The sequence below is a fragment of the Xanthobacter sp. AM11 genome (assembly GCF_047444035.1).
GTDB lineage: Bacteria > Pseudomonadota > Alphaproteobacteria > Rhizobiales > Xanthobacteraceae > Xanthobacter.
Genome location: NZ_JBLAOA010000001.1, coordinates 2249581 through 2268858 on the forward strand (window position 1 = coordinate 2249581; position 19278 = coordinate 2268858).

The following is a 19278-nucleotide window of genomic DNA, read 5'->3' on the forward strand; positions in this document are numbered from 1 at the left end:
TTCGTCGCAATGTGCAGCCTGGAAGCACGCCCGAGCCGCGGCAAACGCGGCCCTCGACGAGGGAGGACACCCTATGAACATTCACGAATACCAGGCGAAAGCCATCCTGAAGGACTTCGGCGTTCCGGTGTCCCGCGGCCTTGCCGCCTTCACGCCGCAGGAGGCGGAAGCCGCCGCCGCGAAGCTGGGCGGCATCGCCTTCGTGGTGAAGGCGCAGATCCACGCCGGCGGCCGCGGCAAGGGCCGCTTCAAGGAATTGCCGGACGGCGCCAAGGGCGGCGTGCGGGTGGTGAAGACCCCGGCCGAGGTGAAGGCAAACGCTGCGGAAATGCTGGGCCATACCCTGGTGACGGCGCAGACCGGCCCCGACGGCAAGGTGGTGGGCCGGCTCTATGTGGAGGAGGGCGCCTCCATCGAGAAGGAATTCTACCTTTCCATGCTGGTGGACCGCGCCACCTCCCGGGTGGCCTTCGTGGTTTCCACCGCGGGCGGCATGGACATTGAGGAGGTGGCGCATTCCACGCCGGAGAAGATCGTGACCTTCTCGGTGGACCCGGCCACCGGCATCCAGCCGCTGCACGGCCGCAAGGTGGCGCAGGCGCTGGGGCTTTCCGGCGACCTCGCCAGGCAGGCGGTGGCCCTGACGGAAGGCCTCTATGGCGCCTTCACCGGCAAGGACATGAGCCTTCTGGAGATCAACCCCCTGGTGGTGACCCGGGACGGCCGGCTGGTGTGCCTCGACGCCAAGGTGACCTTCGATTCCAACGCCTTGTTCCGTCATGGCGAGGTGGCCCAGCTGCGCGACGAGAGCGAGGAGGACCACAAGGAGATCGAGGCCTCCCGCCATGACCTCTCCTATATCGCCCTGGACGGCACCATCGGCTGCATGGTCAACGGCGCCGGCTTGGCCATGGCCACCATGGACATCATCAAGCTCTACGGCCTGGAGCCGGCCAATTTCCTCGATGTGGGGGGCGGCGCCACCAAGGAGAAGGTGACGGCGGCATTCAAGATCATCACCGCCGATCCGAACGTGGAGGGCATCCTGGTCAATATCTTCGGCGGCATCATGCGCTGCGACGTGATTGCGGAGGGGGTCATCGCCGCCGTGCGGCAGGTGGGGCTGAAGGTGCCCCTCGTGGTGCGCCTCGCCGGGACCAATGTGGAGCAGGGCAAGAAGATCATCCGTGAGTCCGGTCTGAACGTGATCCCGGCCGATGATCTGGATGACGCGGCGCAGAAGATCGTCGCCGCCGTGAAGAAGGAAGCTGCGTGATGTCCGTGCTCATCGATGCCAACACCCGTGTCATCACCCAGGGCTTCACCGGCAAGAACGGCACGTTCCATGCGGAACAGGCCATCATCTATGGCACCAAGATGGTCGGCGGCACCTCGCCGGGCAAGGGCGGCTCCACCCACCTCGGCCTGCCGGTGTTCGACACCGTGATCGAGGCCAAGGAGAAGACCGGGGCCGACGCCTCGGTCATCTATGTGCCGCCGCCCGGTGCGGCCGATGCCATCCTGGAGGCCATCGACGCGGAAATCCCGCTCATCGTCTGCATCACCGAAGGCATCCCGGTGCTGGACATGGTGAAGGTGAAGCGGGCGCTTTCGGGCTCGAAGTCGCGCCTCATCGGCCCCAATTGCCCCGGCATCGTCACCGCGGGGGAATCGAAGATCGGCATCATGCCGGCCAACATCTTCAAGAAGGGCTCGGTGGGCGTGGTGTCGCGCTCGGGCACGCTGACCTACGAGGCGGTGTTCCAGACCTCGCAGGAGGGGCTGGGCCAGACCTCGGCGGTGGGCATCGGCGGCGACCCGGTGAAGGGCACCGAGTTCATCGATGTGCTGGAGATGTTCTTAGGTGATCCGAAGACGCAATCGATCATCATGATCGGCGAGATCGGCGGCTCGGCGGAGGAAGAGGCGGCGCAGTTCATCGCCGACGAAGCCAAGAAGGGCCGCAAGAAGCCGATGGTGGGCTTCATCGCCGGCCGCACGGCGCCTCCCGGCCGCCGCATGGGCCATGCGGGCGCCATCATCTCCGGCGGCAAGGGCGGCGCCGAGGACAAGATCGCGGCCATGGAGGCGGCGGGCATCCGCGTGTCGCCCTCCCCGGCCCGCCTCGGCAAGACCCTGGTGGACGTGCTGAAGGGCTGATCGGCTGCATCTTAAAGATGTAAATTAACACTTAACACGCATTGGTGCATCGCGTATGAGGAGCCGTTCTCGTTGGAGGGGCTCATGATCGCGGTTGCAGTGCTTGTTCCATGGCTCGCGCTCTTCATGCGCGGGCGCGTCCTGCAGGGAATTATCTGCCTGATCCTGCAGATTTCCTTGATCGGATGGATTCCCGCGGCCGTGTGGGCGCTCATGGTGGTCAACAACGACAACCAGGAGCGTCGCCACCAGGAGCTGGTCGCTTCGTTGCGCAACAACAACTCCCGGTAGGGGCGGGTCATCTCCCGTTCCGACCGGAACGGGAGATGACATCATGGCAGTCTGGGTGCGGTTCACAGTCAAGGACAAGGTTCAGTTCGGCATCCTGGAGGGCGACGCCATCGCCGTCCACGAGGGCTGCATGTTCTCCCGCGCCACCCCCACCGGGGCGCGTCTCGCCCTTTCGGACGTCACGCTGGAAGCCCCCTGCGCGCCCACCAAGATCATCGCTTTGTGGAACAATTTCCATGAGCTGGCCGCCAAACTGAACGTGGCCGAGCCGGCCGAGCCGCTCTATCTTCTCAAGGCCACCACCACCGTCGCCGCCCCCGGCTCCGTGGTCCGCCGGCCCGCGTCCTATGCGGGCAAGACCGTGTATGAGGGCGAGCTGGGCATCGTCATCGGCAGGCGCGCCAGCGCCGTCTCAGAGGCCGAGGCGGCGGGCCATATCTTCGGCTACACGGTGGTGAACGACATCACCGCCGCCGACATCCTCAACCGCGATCCCACCTTTCCCCAGTGGGCCCGCGCCAAGGGCATCGACGGCTACGGCCCGTTCGGCCCGTGGATCGTCACCGATTTCGACCCGGCGGCGGCACGGGTGCGCACCATCCTCAACGGCGCCGAGCGACAGAACTATCCGCTCGCCGACATGATCTTCCCCCCGGCCCGGCTCGTCTCGCTGCTGTCGCAGGACATGACGCTGGAGCCCGGCGACCTCATCGCCTGCGGCACCTCGGTGGGGGTGGGCACCATGAAGGAACCGTCGAACACGATCGAGATCGAGATCGCCGGCATCGGCACCCTCGCCAACGTCTTCGTGCAGTGAGCCGGAAGGCGGGCGGTCAGCGTCTGACCGCCCGGGCCCAACGCAAGCGCGCGCAACAGAAAGCAGAAAGGCCGCCCGCAGGCGGCCTCTCGACAGGGGGCGATGCCGGTGGCGCGCCCAATGGCCCGTGGGGTTTTGTCCCCCGGGCCCCTGGCGTCACTTCTTCAGCGCCGCCTGCGCCGCCGCAAGGCGGGCGATCGGCACGCGGAAGGGCGAGCAGGACACATAGTTGAGCCCCACCTCGTGGCAGAAGGCCACCGAGGCGGGATCGCCACCATGCTCGCCGCAGATGCCGAGCTTGATGTCGGGGCGCGACTTGCGACCGCGTTCCACACCGATCTTCACCAGCTCGCCCACGCCGTCCACATCAATGGAGACGAAGGGGTCCACCTCCAGGATGCCCTTCTGCACATAGGGGCCGAGGAAGGTGCCGGCGTCGTCGCGGGAGACGCCGAAGCAGGTCTGGGTCAAATCGTTGGTGCCGAAGGAGAAGAATTCGGCACCCTTGGCGATCTCCTCGGCGCGCAAGGCGGCGCGGGGCAGCTCGATCATGGTTCCCACCTGGAAGGTGAGGGTGGCGCCGGTCTCCTTCTCCACCGCCGCGGCGGTGTCGCGGATCACCTTGTCCACGATGTCGAACTCGGCCTTGGTGGCGATCAGCGGCACCATCACTTCCGGCACCACCATTTCGCCGGTGGTCTTGGCGGCGATGACGGCCGCCTCGAAGATGGCTCTAGCCTGCATCTCCGCGATCTCGGGGAAGGCGATGGCGATGCGGCAGCCGCGGAACCCGAGCATCGGGTTCACCTCGTGCAGCTCCTTGTTGCGCCGCTCGATGCGCTCCACGTCCACGCCCAGGCTCTGCGCCACCTCGGCGGTTTCCTCCGCCGTGTGGGGCAGGAATTCGTGCAGCGGCGGGTCCAGCAGGCGGATGGTGACCGGCAGGCCCTTCATGATCTCGAACAGCTCGACGAAATCGGCGCGCTGCATGGGCAGGAGCTTGGCCAGGGCCGAGCGGCGCCCGGCCTCGTCGTCCGCCAGGATCATCTCGCGGACCGCGAGGATGCGGCCGGCATCGAAGAACATGTGCTCGGTGCGGGACAGGCCGATGCCCTCGGCGCCGAACGAGCGGGCCATGCGGGCGTCCGCCGGGGTCTCGGCATTGGCGCGCACCTTCAGCTTGCGCACCTTGTCGGCCCAACCCATCAGGGTGGCGAACTCGCCGGACAGCTCCGGCTGCAGCATGGGCACCTCGCCGGCCAGCACCTGGCCGGTGGAGCCGTCGATGGTGATGATGTCGCCCTTCTTGAAGGTCTGGCCGGCCACGGTCAGGGTCTGGGCGGCGGTGTCGATGCGCAGGGAGCCGGCGCCGGAGACGCAGGGCTTGCCCATGCCGCGGGCCACGACGGCGGCATGGGAGGTCATGCCGCCGCGGGCGGTGAGGATGCCCTGGGCGGCGTGCATGCCGTGGATGTCCTCCGGCGAGGTTTCCACCCGCACCAGGATGACCTTGAGGCCCTTCTCCTTCATGGTCTCGGCCTCGTCGGCGGAGAACACGATGGCGCCCGCCGCCGCGCCGGGCGAGGCCGGCAGGCCGGAGGCGATCACCTTGCGCTCGGCCTTGGGGTCGATGGCCGGGTGCAGCAGCTGGTCGAGGGCGGCGGGATCGACCCGGCCCACGGCCTCCTCCTCGGTGATGAGGCCGGCGGCGGCCAGCTCCACGGCGATCCGCAGGGCCGCCTTGGCGGTGCGCTTGCCGGAGCGCGTCTGGAGCATCCAGAGCTTGCCCTTCTCCACCGTGAACTCAAGGTCCTGCATGTCGCGATAATGGCCTTCAAGCGCCTGCGAGATGCGCTCGAACTCACGGAAGGCGTCGGGCAGGGCCACTTCCATGGAGGGCTTGTCGGAGCCGGCGGCCTTGCGGGCCTTCTCGGTGAGGTCCTGCGGGGTGCGGATGCCCGCCACCACGTCCTCGCCCTGGGCGTTCACCAGGAACTCGCCATAGAGCGCGTTCTCGCCGGTGGAGGGGTTGCGGGTGAAGGCGACGCCGGTGGCGGAGGTCTCGCCCATGTTGCCGAACACCATGGACTGCACGTTCACCGCCGTGCCCCAGCTCTCCGGGATGGAATGCAGACGACGGTAGGTGATGGCGCGGGCGTTCATCCAGGACGAGAACACGGCGCCGATGGCGCCCCACAGCTGTTCGTGCGGGTCCTGCGGGAAGGGCTTGCCCAGCTCGGCGAGCACCTTCTCCTTGTACTTCACCACCAGGGTCGCCCAATCGTCGGCGGAGAGGTCGGTGTCCAGGGTGTGGCCGTGCTGGAGCTTGTAATGCTCCAGGATCTCCTCGAAATGGTGGTGGTCCACGCCCAGCACCACGTCGGAATACATGGTGATGAAGCGCCGGTAGCTGTCAAAAGCGAAGCGCCGGTCGGCGAGCTTGGCCACCGCTTCCACGGTCTCGTCGTTCAGGCCGAGGTTCAGCACCGTGTCCATCATGCCGGGCATGGAGGCGCGGGCGCCCGAGCGCACCGAGACGAGCAGCGGGTTCGCGGCGTCGCCGAACGACTTGCCGGTGAGCTGCCCCACCTGGGCCAGCGCCATCTCCACATCGCCCTTCAGCTCCGCCGGGTAGGTCTGGCCGTGGGCGTAATAGTAGGTGCACACCTCGGTGGTGATGGTGAAGCCGGGAGGAACAGGCAGGCCGAGGTTCGACATCTCGGCGAGGTTCGCGCCCTTGCCGCCGAGGAGGTTCTTCATGTCGGCTTTGCCCTCGGCCTTGCCGTCGCCGAAGGTATAGACCCATTTCGTCATGTGGATGATCCATCTAGCTGGGCGCGGGGACATGGGGATGGAGCGATGCTTTAGCGTGCAGCGCACAAAGCATCAACAGCCGGCCGCCCGCGGCTTGTGACTGCTGCAAATTTTGGCTCAGTGCCCGATCAGCCCGGTCACGCCCACGAATATGAGGTAAAGCGCGACGAGCACGTTCAGAAGGCGGGGAAAGGCGAGAATAAGCAGCCCGGCGATGAGGGCCACCGCTGGCTGGATGATGACGAGATTGAAAGACATTGTGAACGCCCCCGGGTCGGCGCTCGGCGCGCCGGCGCGCACGATCCTCCATCCCGAACGAAAGTTCCATCCCCCCATGGGTGATGGCGCAGCGGAAACTCACGCCGGCGTGAGTGGCGGACACGGGCGGCCTGCCCCCACAATCGGCGTTCCTTGAACGGGCGCCCGGACCCGGCCTTCCCCGGCGGCGGGCTGCCAGACGCAGAGAGGGTTCATGCCCGCCCCGCTCCGCCCCCGGCTTGCCCTTCTGCCGGTGTTGCTGCTCGCCCTCGCCGCCTGGTGCGGGCCGTTCGCGCCGGCCGCGGCGGGGGCCGTTCCGCCGGAAAAGTGTCCCCGCATGGTGGCGCAGCGCCCGCCGGTGCGCCTCGCGGCCCTGGACCCGGGATGGGCCCGGCACGCCGAGGCCGCCGCCGACCGCATGGTGCGGCTGACGTTCGTAGGCCATGCGAGCTTTCTCATCGAGAGCCCGGAAGGCGTTACCATCGTCACCGACTACAATGACTACGTGCGCCCGAACCTGGTGCCGCAGGTGGCCACCATGAACCACGCCCACGACACCCATTATACGGACCATCCCGACCCGGAGGTGGAGCATGTGTTGCGGGGCTGGAATCCGGACGGCGGGCCGGCGCGGCATGAGCTGACCCTGCAGGATGTCTGGATTCGCAACGTGCCCACCAACATCCGGCGCGGGTCCGCAACGGAATATGGCGGTAATTCCATCTTCGTGTTCGAGGTCGCCGGCCTGTGCATCGCCCATCTGGGCCATCTCCACCACCTGCTCACCCCGGACCACCTGGAGGCGCTGGGGCGCATCGACGTGGTGCTGGCGCCGGTGGACGGCTCCTACACGCTGGATCTGGAGGGCATGGTGGAAACCCTGAAGGCGATCAACGCGCCGCTGGTCATCCCCATGCACTATTTCAGCGCCTGGGGGCTGGAGCGGTTCCTGCCCCGCCTGGGGAAGGAGTATGAGGTCCGGCGCTCCGACGGCCCCGTCGTGGTGCTGTCGCGGGAAACCCTGCCGAAGGCGCCGACCCTGCTGGTGCTGCCGGGGCGCTGAGGGGCGCCCCGGCTCAGTGCTTGTTGCTCGAAAGGCTGTCCGACCAGGCCAGCACCAGGCTCGATCCCACGAACACCACATGGATGATGACCAGCCACATGAGGGTGTTCTCGTTCATGGTCCCCTTGTCGAGGTTCATGAAGGCCTTGAGCAACTGGATGGCGGAGATGGCGACGATGGAGGCGAGCAGCTTCTGCTTCAGCCCGGTGAAGTCCACCCGCGTCATCCATTCCGGCCAGTCGGGATGGCCGGCCGGGTCGATCTTGGACACGAAATTCTCGTAGCCGGAGAAGATGACGATGACCACGAGGTTGCAGGTCAGCGTCAGGTCCACCAGGGCGAGGATGCCGAGGATGGTGTCGCTTTCCGTCGCCGACACCGAGTGCGTGACGAAGTGCATGAGTTCGTGGCCGAACTTGAACAGCAGCACCAGCATGGCGACGACGAGGCCGACATAGAACGGGGCCAGAATCCAACGGCTGCGGAACAGCACCGATTCGATCAACCGTTCCAGCATCGTCCCCCCCATCCCGCGAGGCGGCGCATGATGCACCGCAATCAGACCGGCCAAGGGGTGCCATGGCCGGGCGGCGAGGGCAAGCGGGCAAACCTTCGCAGGGGGAAGGTGGGCCCGGCGCCCGCCCGCCCGGTGGTGCTGGTGCGGGGCTACTCCTTCACCGCTCCGGTCATGGACGAGACGTAATAGTCCACGAAGAAGGAATAGAGAATCACCACCGGCAGGGAGCCGAGGAGCGCCCCGGCCATGAGCGAGCCCCATTCATACACGTCCGAGCGCACCAGCTCGGTGAGCACGCCCACCGGCACCGTCTTGTTCTCCGACGACTGGATGAAGGTGAGGGCGTAGATGAACTCGTTCCACGACAGGGTGAAGGAGAAGATGCCGGCCGAGATCAGCCCCGGCACCGAGAGCGGCAGCAGCACCTTGATGAGGATCTGCCAGCGCGAGGCGCCGTCCACCAGCGCGCATTCCTCCAGCTCGAACGGGATGGAGCGGAAATAGCCCATCAGCAGCCAGGTGGAGAAGGGCACGAGGAAGGTGGGGTAGGTGAGGATGAGCGCCAGCTTGGTGTCGTAGATGCCGAGCCCGAACACCATGATGGCCAAGGGGATGAACAGGATGGAGGGCGGCACCAGATAGGCCAGGAAGATGCCGAGCCCCACCCAGCGCGAGCCGTGGAAGCGCAGCCGCTCGATGGCGTAGGCGGCGAACACCGAGGTCACCAGCGAGATGACGGTTGCGGCCACGGAGATGTAGACCGTGTTCCACAGCCAGCTGGGATAGGAGGTTTCGAACAGGAGATACTTGATGTGCTCCAGCGTCGGCTCCACCACCCACAGGGGCGAGTAGTTGTTGTAGTCGGTGAGCTGGTAGTTCGGCTTTATGGCGGTGATCGCCATCCAGTAGAACGGAAACAGCAGCACGAACACGAAGATGATGAGCGGCAGGATGGTGGTGACAAGCCGCTTGGGCAGGCTGTCGAGATAGCTCATGCCCGAGGAGTTGTCGGTCATCTGGTCGGAAGCGTGGGTCATGGCTTAAGTCCTCGACGCATCGGCGCTCTTCTCCCTCTCCCGCTTGCGGGGGAGGGTCGGGGAGGGGGAAAGGGGCGATGGGGTCCTGAAGCAGCGCCCGGGGGCCGGGGACAGCCCCCACCCCAACCCTCCCCCGCAAGCGGGAGAGGGGGCCGGGCGCGCAAGGGACGGCAGATGCGTCCCCATCAGTCCGCCCCTCCCTGCTGCCACTTGCGGCGCTGCAGGCCGAAATAGCTGAACAGGATCGCCGCCAGCAGGAACGGGATCATGGCCACCGCGATGGCCGCACCCTCGCCCAGCGAGCCGCCGGGAATGGCGCGCTGGAAGGAGAGCGTCGCCATCAGGTGGGTGGAGTTCAGCGGCCCGCCGCGCGTCAGCACATAGATGAGCTGGAAGTCGGTGAAGGTGAACAGCACCGAGAAGGTCATCACCACCGCGATGATGGGCGAGAGCATGGGCAGGGTGATGTAGCGGAAGCGCTGCCAGGAGGATGCCCCATCCAGCGTCGCCGCCTCGTGCAGCGACGGCGAGATGGTCTGCAGCCCCGCCAGCAAAGAGATGGCGACGAAGGGAATGCCGCGCCACACATTGGCGGCGATCACCGAGGCGCGGGCGTTGGCCACGTCGCCCAGAAAGTTGATGGGCTGGGAGATGAGCCCCATCTTGATGAGCGCCCAGGAGATGATCGAATACTGGCTGTCGAAGATCCACCAGAAGGCGATGGCCGAGAGCACGGTGGGCACCACCCACGGCAGCAGCACCACCGCGCGGAAGAAGGACTTGAATGGAAGGTTCTGGTTGAGCAGCAGCGCCAGCCACAGGCCGAGGCCGAACTTCAGGATCGAGGCGGCGACCGTGTAGAGAATGGTATTGAACACCACCAGCCAGAACAGGCTGTCGCCCATGAGGGACTGGTAGTTCTCCAGGCCGATGAACACGCCCTCGCGGCCGATGCGGGTGTCGGTGAAACCGAGCCAGACGCCGAGGCCGAGGGGATAGGTGAGGAAGAACAGAAGGAAGATCGCGGCCGGCAGCATGAAGGCGATGCCGAGCACATGCCGGCCCTGGCCGATGCCGGCCCAGAAGGACCGGGAGGGGGACGGCTCAGCCGCTGCGACGTTGGCCATGGGACGTTTCTCCGGAAGATCTTGACGTCTGGCCGCCCCCTTCACGGGAGGGTGGGCGGCGGCGCGGCTTTCGGCCGGCGCCTTGGCGTTTGGGACGAAGCCCTCTCCCGCTTGCGGGGGAGGGGAGGGCGGGAGCGGGCGGGGCACGCGCTGCCACCGTGTTGCCGAGTGCCCTGCGTTCGGCGCCCCGCCTGGCCTCCCCCGCCGGCGGGGGAGGGAGGGGAGAGGGACGGCGGCGCGGGAGAAAGGCCTTGGCCTACTTGTAGATGCGCTCCGCCCGCTGCTGGGCGCGCTTGGCGGCATCTTCCGGGCTGCGCTGGCCGGTGGCGGCCTCCGCCACCATGTCCACCACGATCCAGTCCGCCATGGCGGCGGCCGACTTCGGGCCCAGCGGGCCGGCATAGCCGTTGGGGCGCAGGGTGTCGGACGCCTTGGCGTAAGCGGCGTGGATGGGCTTGGAGGTCCACACCGGATTGTTGGCGAAGGCCTTCAGCGTCTGGCAGCAATAGGCGCTCGCCCCGGTGAGCCACGCATTGTACTGCGGGGCATCGAACATGAAGGAGAGGTAGGCCTGCGCCGCCTTGGGATACTTGGTGTATTTGAAGATGCAGGCGGTGGTGGTCTGGTGCAGCTCCACCGACTTGCCCACCGGGCCGATGGGGAAATTGGTGGACCGCATGTCCGCCGCCATGTCGGCGAGCTTGGGGTCGTTGGCCGCGGCGTAATAGACCGAGACGCCGTTCGCGGTGACCGAGAGGTCGCCGGCGATGAAGGCGCGGTTGTTGTTCACGTCGAGCCAGCTCTCGGTGCCGGGGATGAAGGTCTTGTACAGCTCGGCCACATAGCGCAAGGCGGCGATGGTCTCGGGCGAGTTGATGACGACCTTGCCGGCCTCGTTCACCATCATGCCGCCGTGGCTCCACAGCACCCAGTGGCAGAAGTTGTTGCCGTCGCCCACGCCGTGGCCGAGGGTGAAGCCCATGGGGTGACCCTTGGCCTTCAGTGCCTTGCCCAGCTCAAGGAAGGCCTTGGTGTCCTTCGGGAATTCCGAGAAGCCCGCGTCCTTCACCCAGCTGTCGCGATACACCACCGCATTGCCGATGGTGGCCAGCGGCAGGCCGACGAAGCGGTCCTTCACCTTGGCGTAGACCTCGTTGCCGGGATAAAAGCCGCCATAGGTCTTGGCGAGGCCGTTGGCGAGGTCGGTCACGTCCAGCAGCTTGTCGGGATATTGCTGGGCGTCGTCGAACCACACCCACACCATGTCCGGGCCGGACCCCACATTGGCCGCCACGGCGGCCTTCGGGCGGATGTCCTCCCAGCTCTCCTTGTCGATGCGCACCTCGATGCCGGTGGCCTCGGTGAACTTCTTGGTGTTGGCGATCCAGGCGTCTTCCTCGCCCTTCACGAACGGCGCCCAGCGCAGCAGGCGCAGGGTGGCGCCGGGCTCCGGCTCGAACTTGGGCATGGACTGGGCGAAGGCGGGCATACCGCCCATGAACGGCAGGGCCATGCCGCCGGCGGCAAGGCCGGCGCCGCCCATCAGCAGGTCGCGTCTGGAAATGGTCATTTTTCTTCCTCCCGTGAAGCCTGTGCTTCGGCATGCCGCCCTGTTTTGCCCGGGCGGTCTTGCTCGCCATGATGTTCTCAGAGGCGCTTGCCCGTGGCCTCCTCGAAAAGATGTGTCAGCCCCGGCTGGGGCGCGATGTGGATGGTCTGGCCGGGAGCGAAGGACAGGCGCTCGCGGAACAGGCAGGTGACCTCCTGTCCCTGGGCTTCGGTGCCGAGGCGCGCCACCACAAGGATTTCCGAGCCGGTGGGCTCGGTGACGATCACCGTCGCCGGCACCCCGGCGGGATCAAGCCGGATATGCTCGGGGCGCAGCCCGTAGATTACCGGCATGCCGTCGCCGAGGCCGTCGGCCGCAGGCAGGGGCACGAAGATGCCGCTGTCGGTTTCCAGCTGCGGCGTCGCGCCGAGCCGCACCTTGCCCCTGACGAAATTCATGGAGGGCGAGCCGATGAAGCCCGCCACGAACTGGTTGGCCGGCCTGTCGTAGAGGTCGAGGGGGGCACCGATCTGCTCGACGATGCCGTCGTGCATCACCACGATCTTGTCGGCCATGGTCATGGCCTCGATCTGGTCGTGGGTGACATAGACGGTGGTGGTCTTCAGCCGCTGGTGCAGCTCCTTGATCTCGGTGCGCATCTGCACGCGCAGCTGGGCGTCGAGGTTGGACAGGGGCTCGTCGAACAGGAATACCTGCGGATCGCGCACGATGGCGCGGCCCATGGCCACCCGCTGGCGCTGGCCGCCGGAGAGCTGGCGGGGATAGCGGTCGAGCAGCTTGGACAGGTTGAGAATCTCCGCCGCCCGCTTCACCCGCGCGGCGATCTCCTCCTTCGGCGCCTTGCGCAGCTTGAGGGAGAATCCCATGTTGTCGGCCACGCTCATGTGCGGGTAGAGCGCGTAATTCTGGAACACCATGGCGATGTCCCGTTCCTTCGGCGGCATGTCGTTGATGACGCGGTTGCCGATGAGGATCTCGCCGCCGGTAATGTTCTCAAGGCCGGCGATCATGCGTAGCAGGGTGGACTTGCCGCAGCCCGAGGGGCCGACCAGGACCACGAACTCGCCGTCGCGAATGCTCACATCCACCCCGTGGATGACCTGCGTCGCACCATAAGCCTTCTTCACACCGCGAATGTCCACGGTCGCCATGAAGCGTCCTCTCCCCTCGTGTTTCGCCGACGCGCCGGAGGAGTTCTAGCCCCGTTCCGTGTCGCGCCTTTTTCTTCGGCCTTGTTTCTTGGGCCCGCTCGCGCGGCCGCGCGCCCCTCTTCGGACGCGGCGCGATCATGGTGCGAGGCGGCGCCCGGATCAAGGGGGAATTTAAAACGATTGAACTTTCATTGAAGAAGCGCCGGGGATCGGGCTACACATGGGGGCGCACATGGGGTGCACACACGGGGCGGCGGAGGCGCGCGGCGCGTTCCGGCCCCGATCTTCCCGACCCGGCGCCGGCTGGCGGCCCCGGGCACACAGCGAGCCTTGCGATGACGGATGATGCCCGCCCCGCCCTTCTTCTGACCGGCCCCGTGATGGAGGACGTGGTGGAGCGACAGCTCGCGCCGCGCTTCACCCTCCTGTCCCTCGACACCTTCTCAGATGCGGATGCAGGCGCCGTGCGCGCCATCGCCACCCGCGGCAAGGTGCGGGTGGACGAGGCGCTGATGGCGCGCCTGCCGGCGCTGGAGATCGTCGCCAATTTCGGCGTGGGCTACGACACGGTGGACGCCGCCGCCGCCGCCCGGCGGGGCGTGATGGTGACCAACACGCCGGACGTGCTGAACGAGGAGGTGGCGGACCTCACCCTCGGCCTGCTGCTGGCCACCGTGCGGCAGATTCCCCAGGCCGACCGGTTCGTGCGCGAGGGCAGCTGGGTGAAGGGCGCCTTTCCGCTGGGTCCCACCCTGCGCGATCGCACCGTCGGCATCATCGGCATGGGGCGGATCGGCAAGGCCATTGCCCGGCGGCTGGATGCCTTCGGGGTGCCGGTGGTCTACCACACCCGCCGGCCGCAGCCGGACGTGGCGCTGCGCCACTACCAGCGGCTGGAGGAAATGGCGCACGACGTGGACGTGCTGGTGGTCATCGTTCCCGGCGGGCCGGCGACCCGCCACCTGGTGAATGCGCCGGTGCTGGCGGCACTGGGGCCGGACGGCATTCTCATCAATGTGGCGCGCGGCACGGTGGTGGACGAACTGGCCCTGCTCGCGGCCCTCAAGGCGCGCACCATCCTTGCCGCCGGGCTGGACGTGTTCGAGGACGAGCCCAACGTCCCCGAGGCCTTCTTCGCCCTCGACAATGCGGTGCTGCTGCCGCACGTGGGCTCGGCCACCCACTATACCCGCGCGGCCATGGGCCAGCTGGTGGTGGACAACATCCTCTCCTGGTTCGACGGCAAGGGGCCGGTGACTCCCGTGGTCGAGACGCCCTGGCCGCAGGGCTGACGCGCCGCTCCGGGCGGGCGCGGCACCGCCGCCCGTCCCGGGATGCCCGCCGGGGCGAGACCTGCTACGCTGGGGGCCTTGTTCGGCCGCGAGGGCGCGATGGCTCGTCGTCACCTGCTTTTTCATCGTGCGGCTTCCGGCCGGGGAATGGCGCTTGGCTTGGTGCTGGTGCTGGGGGCGCCCGGGCTGCATGCGGCGCCACCTGCCGCCCCGCTGGAGGGCGCCCGACCGCCGGCCGCCGCCGCCCAGAAGCCGCCGGCCGCGCCGCCCCGCCTGGACCCTGCCGTTCGCGAGGCGGCGGGCCGGCTGGCCGGCCCCTTCCGGCTCACCAGCGCGGACGGCACGCGCGCGTGCCCGTTCATCCTGAAGCCCGATGCCGGCGGGGCGGGGCTTGCGGTGGAGTTCGACCGGGAGCTGTGCGCCGTCATCGCCTTCTCCGCCCAGGTCGCCGGTTGGCTGCCGGACCCTTCCGGCGCCATCCGCCTGCTCAACGGGCAGGGGCGCACGGTGGCGGAGTTCACCGAAGCCACGGGCGGCAGCTATGAGGCGCTGCGCGAAGGCGACGGGGTCTATTTCCTGGCCAGCCCCAACGCCGCCGACGCCCCCGAGCTGCGGATGGAGGAAGTGGTGGGCGCGTGGGATCTTGCCCGCACGGCCGGCACGCCGGTGTGCCGCATCACGCTTCTTGACGAGCGCCTGCCCTCCGGCGCGGGCTTCCGGCTCGCATTGGGAGCCGGCTGCGATGCCGCGCTGCTGCGCTTCGGACCGGTGGCCTGGGACGTCGAGGGCGGCAACATCCTGGTGCGGGGGGAGGGCGGCAGCGCCCTGATCCGCTTCGCCCGGCAGGAGGACGGCGGCTGGGCCCGCACGCCCGAGCGCGGGCGCCCGCTGCTGCTGACCCGGCCCTGAGCCGGGCCTTTGGCCGGCGCGGGGGGCGAATCTCCCCTCCATGTGACGCCGAAATGCCTCACCAGGAGGCGCGCACCTTCTGTGCAGCACCCGGAAACCGCCCTTGGTCGGCACAGGAGTTTCCTCTCAAGAAGTCCGGGTTCGGCCGTTTCGGCGGGGTGCGTTGCATTGCTGCAACATCAAAATCCAACATTCATGCGGGTTTGCCTAAACTGGGGGCATCTGCTGCCTCAATTTTCCCATTGGACTTGGAGAGCAGAACTGATTTTTATCTCTCTAGATCTCTGCGGGGGTAACCTTATGAAAAAGATTGCAGTCGTCGCCGCTTCCCTGTTCCTCGCTGGTGCAGCCTCGGCGGCCGATCTGAGCGTGCCGGTGAAGGCTCCGGCCCCCGAGCCGGCGGCCCCGCTGTGGGACGTGGCCTTCGGTGCCAAGCTCGCCACCGACTACGTGTTCCGCGGCATCAGCCAGACCGATGGCAACCCCGCCATCCAGGGCTATGCCGAGCTGCGCCTGTTCGACTGGATCTATGGCGGCGTGTGGATGTCCAACGTGGACTTCCCCACCAGCGCCGGCCTTACCGACGCCGCGGCGGAAGTGGATCTCTACGGCGGCCTGCGCCACACCTGGGGTGGCCTGACCCTCGACGTCGGCTATGTCTACTACTACTACCCGGGCGAGATTGCCCCGAACTCCCTGGCTCTGGGCGTTCCGGCCGCGAACCTCGACTACTGGGAAATCTACTTCAAGCCCACCTACGTCATCAACGACGTGTTCACCGTGGGTGGCAACCTCTACTACACCGACAGCTATGCGGGCTCGGGCTCCGACGGCACCTACCTGTCCGGCACCCTCAAGGTGGACTTCTCCAAGTGGAGCGTCGTGAAGGACGTGGGCGTGTATGTGTCGGGTGAGGTCGGCTACCAGTGGCTGGGCGAGACCGACTTCGGCAACATCTTCGCCGCCAATTACGAGCTGCCCTCCTACGCCACCTGGAACGTGGGCCTCGCCTTCACCTACAAGGCGGCCACCCTCGACCTGCGCTATTACGGCAGCGAGCTGTCCGGCACCCCGGCGTTCGTCCCCGGCCTCGGCGTCAATGCCACCGGCACCTGCGGCGCCATCTCCGGCCTGTCCAATGCCTGCGGCGATCGCTTCGTGGCGAGCCTCTCCTTCGACACCAGCCTGAATGCGCTGAAGTGATCTGATCCCACGTCTGTGACGTGAACGGGCGCCACGCTCCAGCGTGGCGCCCTTTTTCGTGCGTGGAGGCCGCCGCAGGCGCGGCCGCCGTGCCCGACCGCAGGCCGTCCCACGACCTGCCGCCGGGCCTTCCGGCCCGGGGGACCCGCGAGCGCAGCTTGCCGCCGTCAGATCAGCTTCAGCCCCTTCAGGCTGGCGTGGCCGTCCTTGCCGACGATGATGTGGTCATGCACCTCGATGCCCAGCGGCTTGGCCACGTCGATGATCTTGCGCGTCATGTCGATGTCGGCGCGCGACGGGGTGGGGTCGCCGGAGGGGTGGTTGTGGCTGAGTTCGAGCAAATTTCATAACTTCTTGAAATTGCGTTATTTCATCAAGTTTTTTTGGTGAGTGGTGCCGGGGAGTGGGGTATGTCCACAATGCTCGACCATGATTATCACGCCTGATCACCGACACGTGTATCGAGCCGCTTTGAAGCGCCACACTGCACTCTATTCCTTTCGTCCCACGCTTCAAGCTCCTGGATCGGATAGAGAACAGCCTTTCCGATCTTCACGAACGACGGTCCAATTTTCATGGCGCGCCAGTTTCGGAGAGTGCCTACGGAGACGCCTCCACGGTAGCGCTCGGTCACTTCTTCCGGAGTGAGGAATTTGGATTCTGACATATTGCCTCCTGCCATCGGTGCGCTTCGGCATCGCGCTGCCTATCATCGGGCGTGAGGTTCTTCCCTGAGTGAAGCCTTCACCAGTGTCACTGCTAGGCTTGCCGGTTTCCGGTTGCTCACGCTGCTGCATGGAAATGGATGCATACGGCCGCGATGATAAGGAAGCGCTATTCAATGAGCGTAGAAAGATCGGCTGGTAGAGGACAAAAATCGGCGGGTATCGCCGGCGAAGATTTCGCCATCTATTGGCGACAGTGCTTCGGTGTTGTCCCTCCGATCTGAATGATACCGGGCGGCGTCGTGGGTCCTCTGAGCGAGCAGATCACTTGGAGCCACGTCCTGTGCACTATTTCTCGAAGCCTTTACTACCGCCCGGAAATGGATGCTCCACAATCACACGGAGAGATATCCTCGTCGTCACCTTCATCATCGTACTGGGGCGCCACAGAAAGCGTCGCGGAATATGTCGGAGAATGTTGACATGTCGGAAAATTCCGACATATTGGAGTGATGATGAACGAAACCATCTTCTCCGCCCTTGCTAACCCTGTCCGTCGGCAGGTCGTGATGCTCTTGCTTTCAAAAGAAAGGAGCGCCGGATCCATAGCAGACGCTTTCGACATCAGCCGTTCGGCCGTGTCCGAGCATCTGGGCATCCTGCGCCAGGCCCAGCTTGTTCGAGAAACCAAGACCGGGCGGGAACGTATCTATTCACTCAATGCCGAACCGCTGGTCGCACTTCGCGATTGGCTTGCACCTTATGAAGATTATTGGAAAACGCGCCTTGCGGAATTGGCGAGGGATCTCGAGGAGACGAACGAATGACACGACAAACCGTGACCGTGGAACAGGTCATCAAGGCATCGCCGGCCCGTGTATGGGAACGGATTTCAACTCCGGACGGCATCGCGCGCTGGTGGCGGCCCGGAAACATGGCCCCAATCGTAGGGCATGAGTTCACTATGGACATGGAGAAATGGGGGATAATCCCGTGCCGTGTCATCGCTGTCGAGGAGGAGCGCAGATTGGCCTACACCTTCGGCGATTTCGAACTGCACTGGGAGATCGTTCCTCAGGGCGATGCTACGATCCTCAGGCTTGAGCATCGCGGTTTCGATCTTGAGAATCCCCGGCACCGTTTTGCATTCGAGAATATGGGGCCGGGTTGGCGCGACGTCGTGCTGCCGAGGCTTGCCGAAGGGCTGCTCGAAGCTGCCTGACCCAACTTTACGCGGGAGCGGGGTGGAATACTGCGCCCTGCTTCCGGATAGGGGTCTCTGTTCGCCAGATCGGACCCGGCACTTACAATGGCGACATAATCGTGATCGACTCGACCTGTGTCCGCGTTCACCAACATCGGACCTAATCCGCGTGCAAAAGAAACTGGTCACTCGCCACTCCTTCTATCGCGTCGGAAATCCGGTAGCCCGCGGCGCTGACCAGTGACTCGAGGTTGCGAAGACCGCGCGCCTTCAGCGGGAAAGGGCTTCGAGCGGCCATTGCCTGCCCGGTGGCATCGTCCCGAATAACGCTGCCGGCAATTGGGATCGCGCCAGCCTCGCGCAAAAGCGAGAGATTAGCGATTACCGCTCTGTCAGAACCGTATTCGAACAGGGCGCCTTCGGATGAGGCCAGGACATATTCTCCTCCGATCATCCGGTCGTGCAGCGCGGATGCCAAGGAAGAAGGCTGGTCCCATGAATAGGGAACGAACGTCATAGTCGCGGCAATTCCGGCGAGAGGCCCTTTCGTTTCGCATAATGCGGCGAGAACCGCTTTGCCGAGGGGTATCCCTGTATCCTCGATATCCAGCATGTCGACTGCGACATCAGAAATCGTGTTGCCGGAGTCGCCCTTGAGAATGATCAACGCATTCAACGCTTCGATTGCCGTGCCGCCTCCGATTGCAAGGAGACGTAGCGGCGCGGAAGGTGGAGCATTTCTTAGCGCTCTTGCCATGAGACGGGATAGCTGCTGCAAGCGAATCCGAAGCGCCACAGCATTCGGGGAGGAAGCTAGGCGGCGTTCGATTTCGGTATCGAACTGCGCGGGGAGATTGTCTGCGCCGATTTTGAGGAGGTAGGTCGCCAACCCGTCCAGATATTGCGCCTGCGGGGCGAACATCCGCTGCAGAAGGTCGGGCATTGGCCCGGGCGTGGCCGCACGCTCGGCAGCGGGCCGATTGACCGAAGACACAATTGACGCGCGCAGCCTATCGAGGCTAGTTGGGCTTTCGTCGATCCGGAATACGGGGTTTGTCACATCCACCACGGGCAGAGTCATTCCATCGTGTAATCGCGCTTGGATGATAGGTCCGGCATCGTTCGTCATATCGGTTCCCATTTGTTTCGTTCGGATTGGGCTGTCAGGAAGCGCGCACCCATGGCGATCCGGCACGTGTT

Annotated in this window: 19 protein-coding genes and 1 pseudogene; 10 read left to right on the forward strand and 10 right to left on the reverse strand. The window is 65.9% G+C overall.

Translation table 11 applies throughout. The features are described 5' to 3' along the window. Positions 1–73 precede the first annotated feature (73 nt). From sucC to ACI7BZ_RS10360, 4 genes are all read left to right on the forward strand, one after another. On the forward strand, positions 74–1276 hold the full coding sequence (sucC, locus tag ACI7BZ_RS10345) for an ADP-forming succinate--CoA ligase subunit beta (protein WP_414117080.1): 1203 nt from the start codon (positions 74–76) through the stop codon (positions 1274–1276). Then, positions 1276–2160 (forward strand): succinate--CoA ligase subunit alpha, encoded by an 885-nt coding sequence (gene sucD, locus ACI7BZ_RS10350; protein ID WP_414115508.1) that lies wholly within the window; start codon positions 1276–1278, stop codon positions 2158–2160. The genes sucC and sucD overlap by 1 nt, the downstream gene beginning before the upstream one ends. 84 nt (positions 2161–2244) lie before the next feature. Then, positions 2245–2451, forward strand: a complete 207-nt coding sequence (locus tag ACI7BZ_RS10355; protein WP_414117081.1) for a YqaE/Pmp3 family membrane protein — start codon at positions 2245–2247, stop codon at positions 2449–2451. Between the two features lie 43 nt (positions 2452–2494). Next, on the forward strand, positions 2495–3268 hold the full coding sequence (locus tag ACI7BZ_RS10360; protein WP_414117082.1) for a fumarylacetoacetate hydrolase family protein: 774 nt from the start codon (positions 2495–2497) through the stop codon (positions 3266–3268). Between the two features lie 156 nt (positions 3269–3424). Here the strand turns inward: ACI7BZ_RS10360 and ppdK are convergent, their stop codons facing one another. Both ppdK and ACI7BZ_RS10370 read right to left on the reverse strand, forming a co-directional pair. Next, positions 3425–6082, reverse strand: coding sequence for a pyruvate, phosphate dikinase (gene ppdK / locus ACI7BZ_RS10365; protein ID WP_414117083.1), 2658 nt, complete (start codon positions 6080–6082; stop codon positions 3425–3427). A gap of 117 nt (positions 6083–6199) precedes the next feature. Then, entirely contained in the window at positions 6200–6340 is a 141-nt protein-coding gene (locus ACI7BZ_RS10370) for a DUF3096 domain-containing protein (protein WP_414117084.1), read from the reverse strand. A 214-nt stretch (positions 6341–6554) separates the two neighbouring features. Between ACI7BZ_RS10370 and ACI7BZ_RS10375 the strand changes: the two genes are divergently transcribed. Beyond that, complete coding sequence (locus tag ACI7BZ_RS10375) at positions 6555–7403, forward strand: MBL fold metallo-hydrolase (RefSeq protein ID WP_414117085.1); 849 nt, start codon at positions 6555–6557, stop codon at positions 7401–7403. Between the two features lie 13 nt (positions 7404–7416). On the opposite strand, the gene ACI7BZ_RS10380 is transcribed toward ACI7BZ_RS10375, so the two are convergent. The 5 genes from ACI7BZ_RS10380 to ACI7BZ_RS10400 all read right to left on the reverse strand — a co-directional run bounded on the left by ACI7BZ_RS10380 (position 7417) and on the right by ACI7BZ_RS10400 (position 12805). Then, a complete protein-coding gene (locus tag ACI7BZ_RS10380; RefSeq protein WP_414117086.1) occupies positions 7417–7920 on the reverse strand; it encodes a TIGR00645 family protein in 504 nt (167 codons plus the stop codon). Between the two features lie 149 nt (positions 7921–8069). Next, positions 8070–8957 carry a carbohydrate ABC transporter permease gene (locus ACI7BZ_RS10385; RefSeq protein WP_414117087.1) on the reverse strand — a complete coding sequence of 296 codons (888 nt, stop codon included), beginning with the start codon at positions 8955–8957 and terminating at the stop codon, positions 8070–8072. A gap of 185 nt (positions 8958–9142) precedes the next feature. Continuing rightward, complete coding sequence (locus ACI7BZ_RS10390; RefSeq protein ID WP_414119138.1) at positions 9143–9994, reverse strand: carbohydrate ABC transporter permease; 852 nt, start codon at positions 9992–9994, stop codon at positions 9143–9145. 346 nt (positions 9995–10340) lie between these two features. Then, the gene (locus ACI7BZ_RS10395) at positions 10341–11654 is read right to left on the reverse strand and encodes an ABC transporter substrate-binding protein (RefSeq protein WP_414117088.1); all 1314 of its coding nucleotides are present in this window, start codon (positions 11652–11654) and stop codon (positions 10341–10343) included. A 77-nt stretch (positions 11655–11731) separates the two neighbouring features. After that, positions 11732–12805: an ABC transporter ATP-binding protein gene (locus tag ACI7BZ_RS10400; protein ID WP_414117089.1), complete on the reverse strand. Its 1074-nt coding sequence runs from the start codon at positions 12803–12805 to the stop codon at positions 11732–11734. Positions 12806–13140: 335 nt separating this feature from the next. Here ACI7BZ_RS10400 and ACI7BZ_RS10405 point away from each other — a divergent pair, with 335 nt between their 5' ends. The 3 genes from ACI7BZ_RS10405 to ACI7BZ_RS10415 all read left to right on the forward strand — a co-directional run bounded on the left by ACI7BZ_RS10405 (position 13141) and on the right by ACI7BZ_RS10415 (position 16209). Further along, on the forward strand, positions 13141–14097 hold the full coding sequence (locus ACI7BZ_RS10405; protein ID WP_414117090.1) for a 2-hydroxyacid dehydrogenase: 957 nt from the start codon (positions 13141–13143) through the stop codon (positions 14095–14097). Between the two features lie 147 nt (positions 14098–14244). Then, positions 14245–15006, forward strand: coding sequence for a protease inhibitor Inh/omp19 family protein (locus ACI7BZ_RS10410; protein ID WP_414117091.1), 762 nt, complete (start codon positions 14245–14247; stop codon positions 15004–15006). Positions 15007–15306: 300 nt separating this feature from the next. Continuing rightward, positions 15307–16209, forward strand: coding sequence for a TorF family putative porin (locus ACI7BZ_RS10415; RefSeq protein WP_414117092.1), 903 nt, complete (start codon positions 15307–15309; stop codon positions 16207–16209). A 167-nt stretch (positions 16210–16376) separates the two neighbouring features. Here ACI7BZ_RS10415 and ACI7BZ_RS10420 read toward each other — a convergent pair. Together ACI7BZ_RS10420 and ACI7BZ_RS10425 are read right to left on the reverse strand one after the other, a co-directional pair. After that, positions 16377–16547: pseudogene (locus tag ACI7BZ_RS10420) on the reverse strand (JAB domain-containing protein); the annotation flags it as partial. A gap of 98 nt (positions 16548–16645) precedes the next feature. Then, the gene (locus tag ACI7BZ_RS10425) at positions 16646–16876 is read right to left on the reverse strand and encodes a helix-turn-helix transcriptional regulator (protein WP_414117093.1); all 231 of its coding nucleotides are present in this window, start codon (positions 16874–16876) and stop codon (positions 16646–16648) included. A 513-nt stretch (positions 16877–17389) separates the two neighbouring features. Between ACI7BZ_RS10425 and ACI7BZ_RS10430 the strand changes: the two genes are divergently transcribed. Next, positions 17390–17701 (forward strand): ArsR/SmtB family transcription factor, encoded by a 312-nt coding sequence (locus ACI7BZ_RS10430; protein WP_414117094.1) that lies wholly within the window; start codon positions 17390–17392, stop codon positions 17699–17701. Further along, a complete protein-coding gene (locus tag ACI7BZ_RS10435) occupies positions 17698–18096 on the forward strand; it encodes an SRPBCC family protein (protein WP_414117095.1) in 399 nt (132 codons plus the stop codon). The genes ACI7BZ_RS10430 and ACI7BZ_RS10435 overlap by 4 nt, the downstream gene beginning before the upstream one ends. Positions 18097–18238: 142 nt before the next feature. On the opposite strand, the gene ACI7BZ_RS10440 is transcribed toward ACI7BZ_RS10435, so the two are convergent. Next, entirely contained in the window at positions 18239–19207 is a 969-nt protein-coding gene (locus ACI7BZ_RS10440; protein WP_414117096.1) for a hypothetical protein, read from the reverse strand. Positions 19208–19278 lie beyond the last annotated feature (71 nt).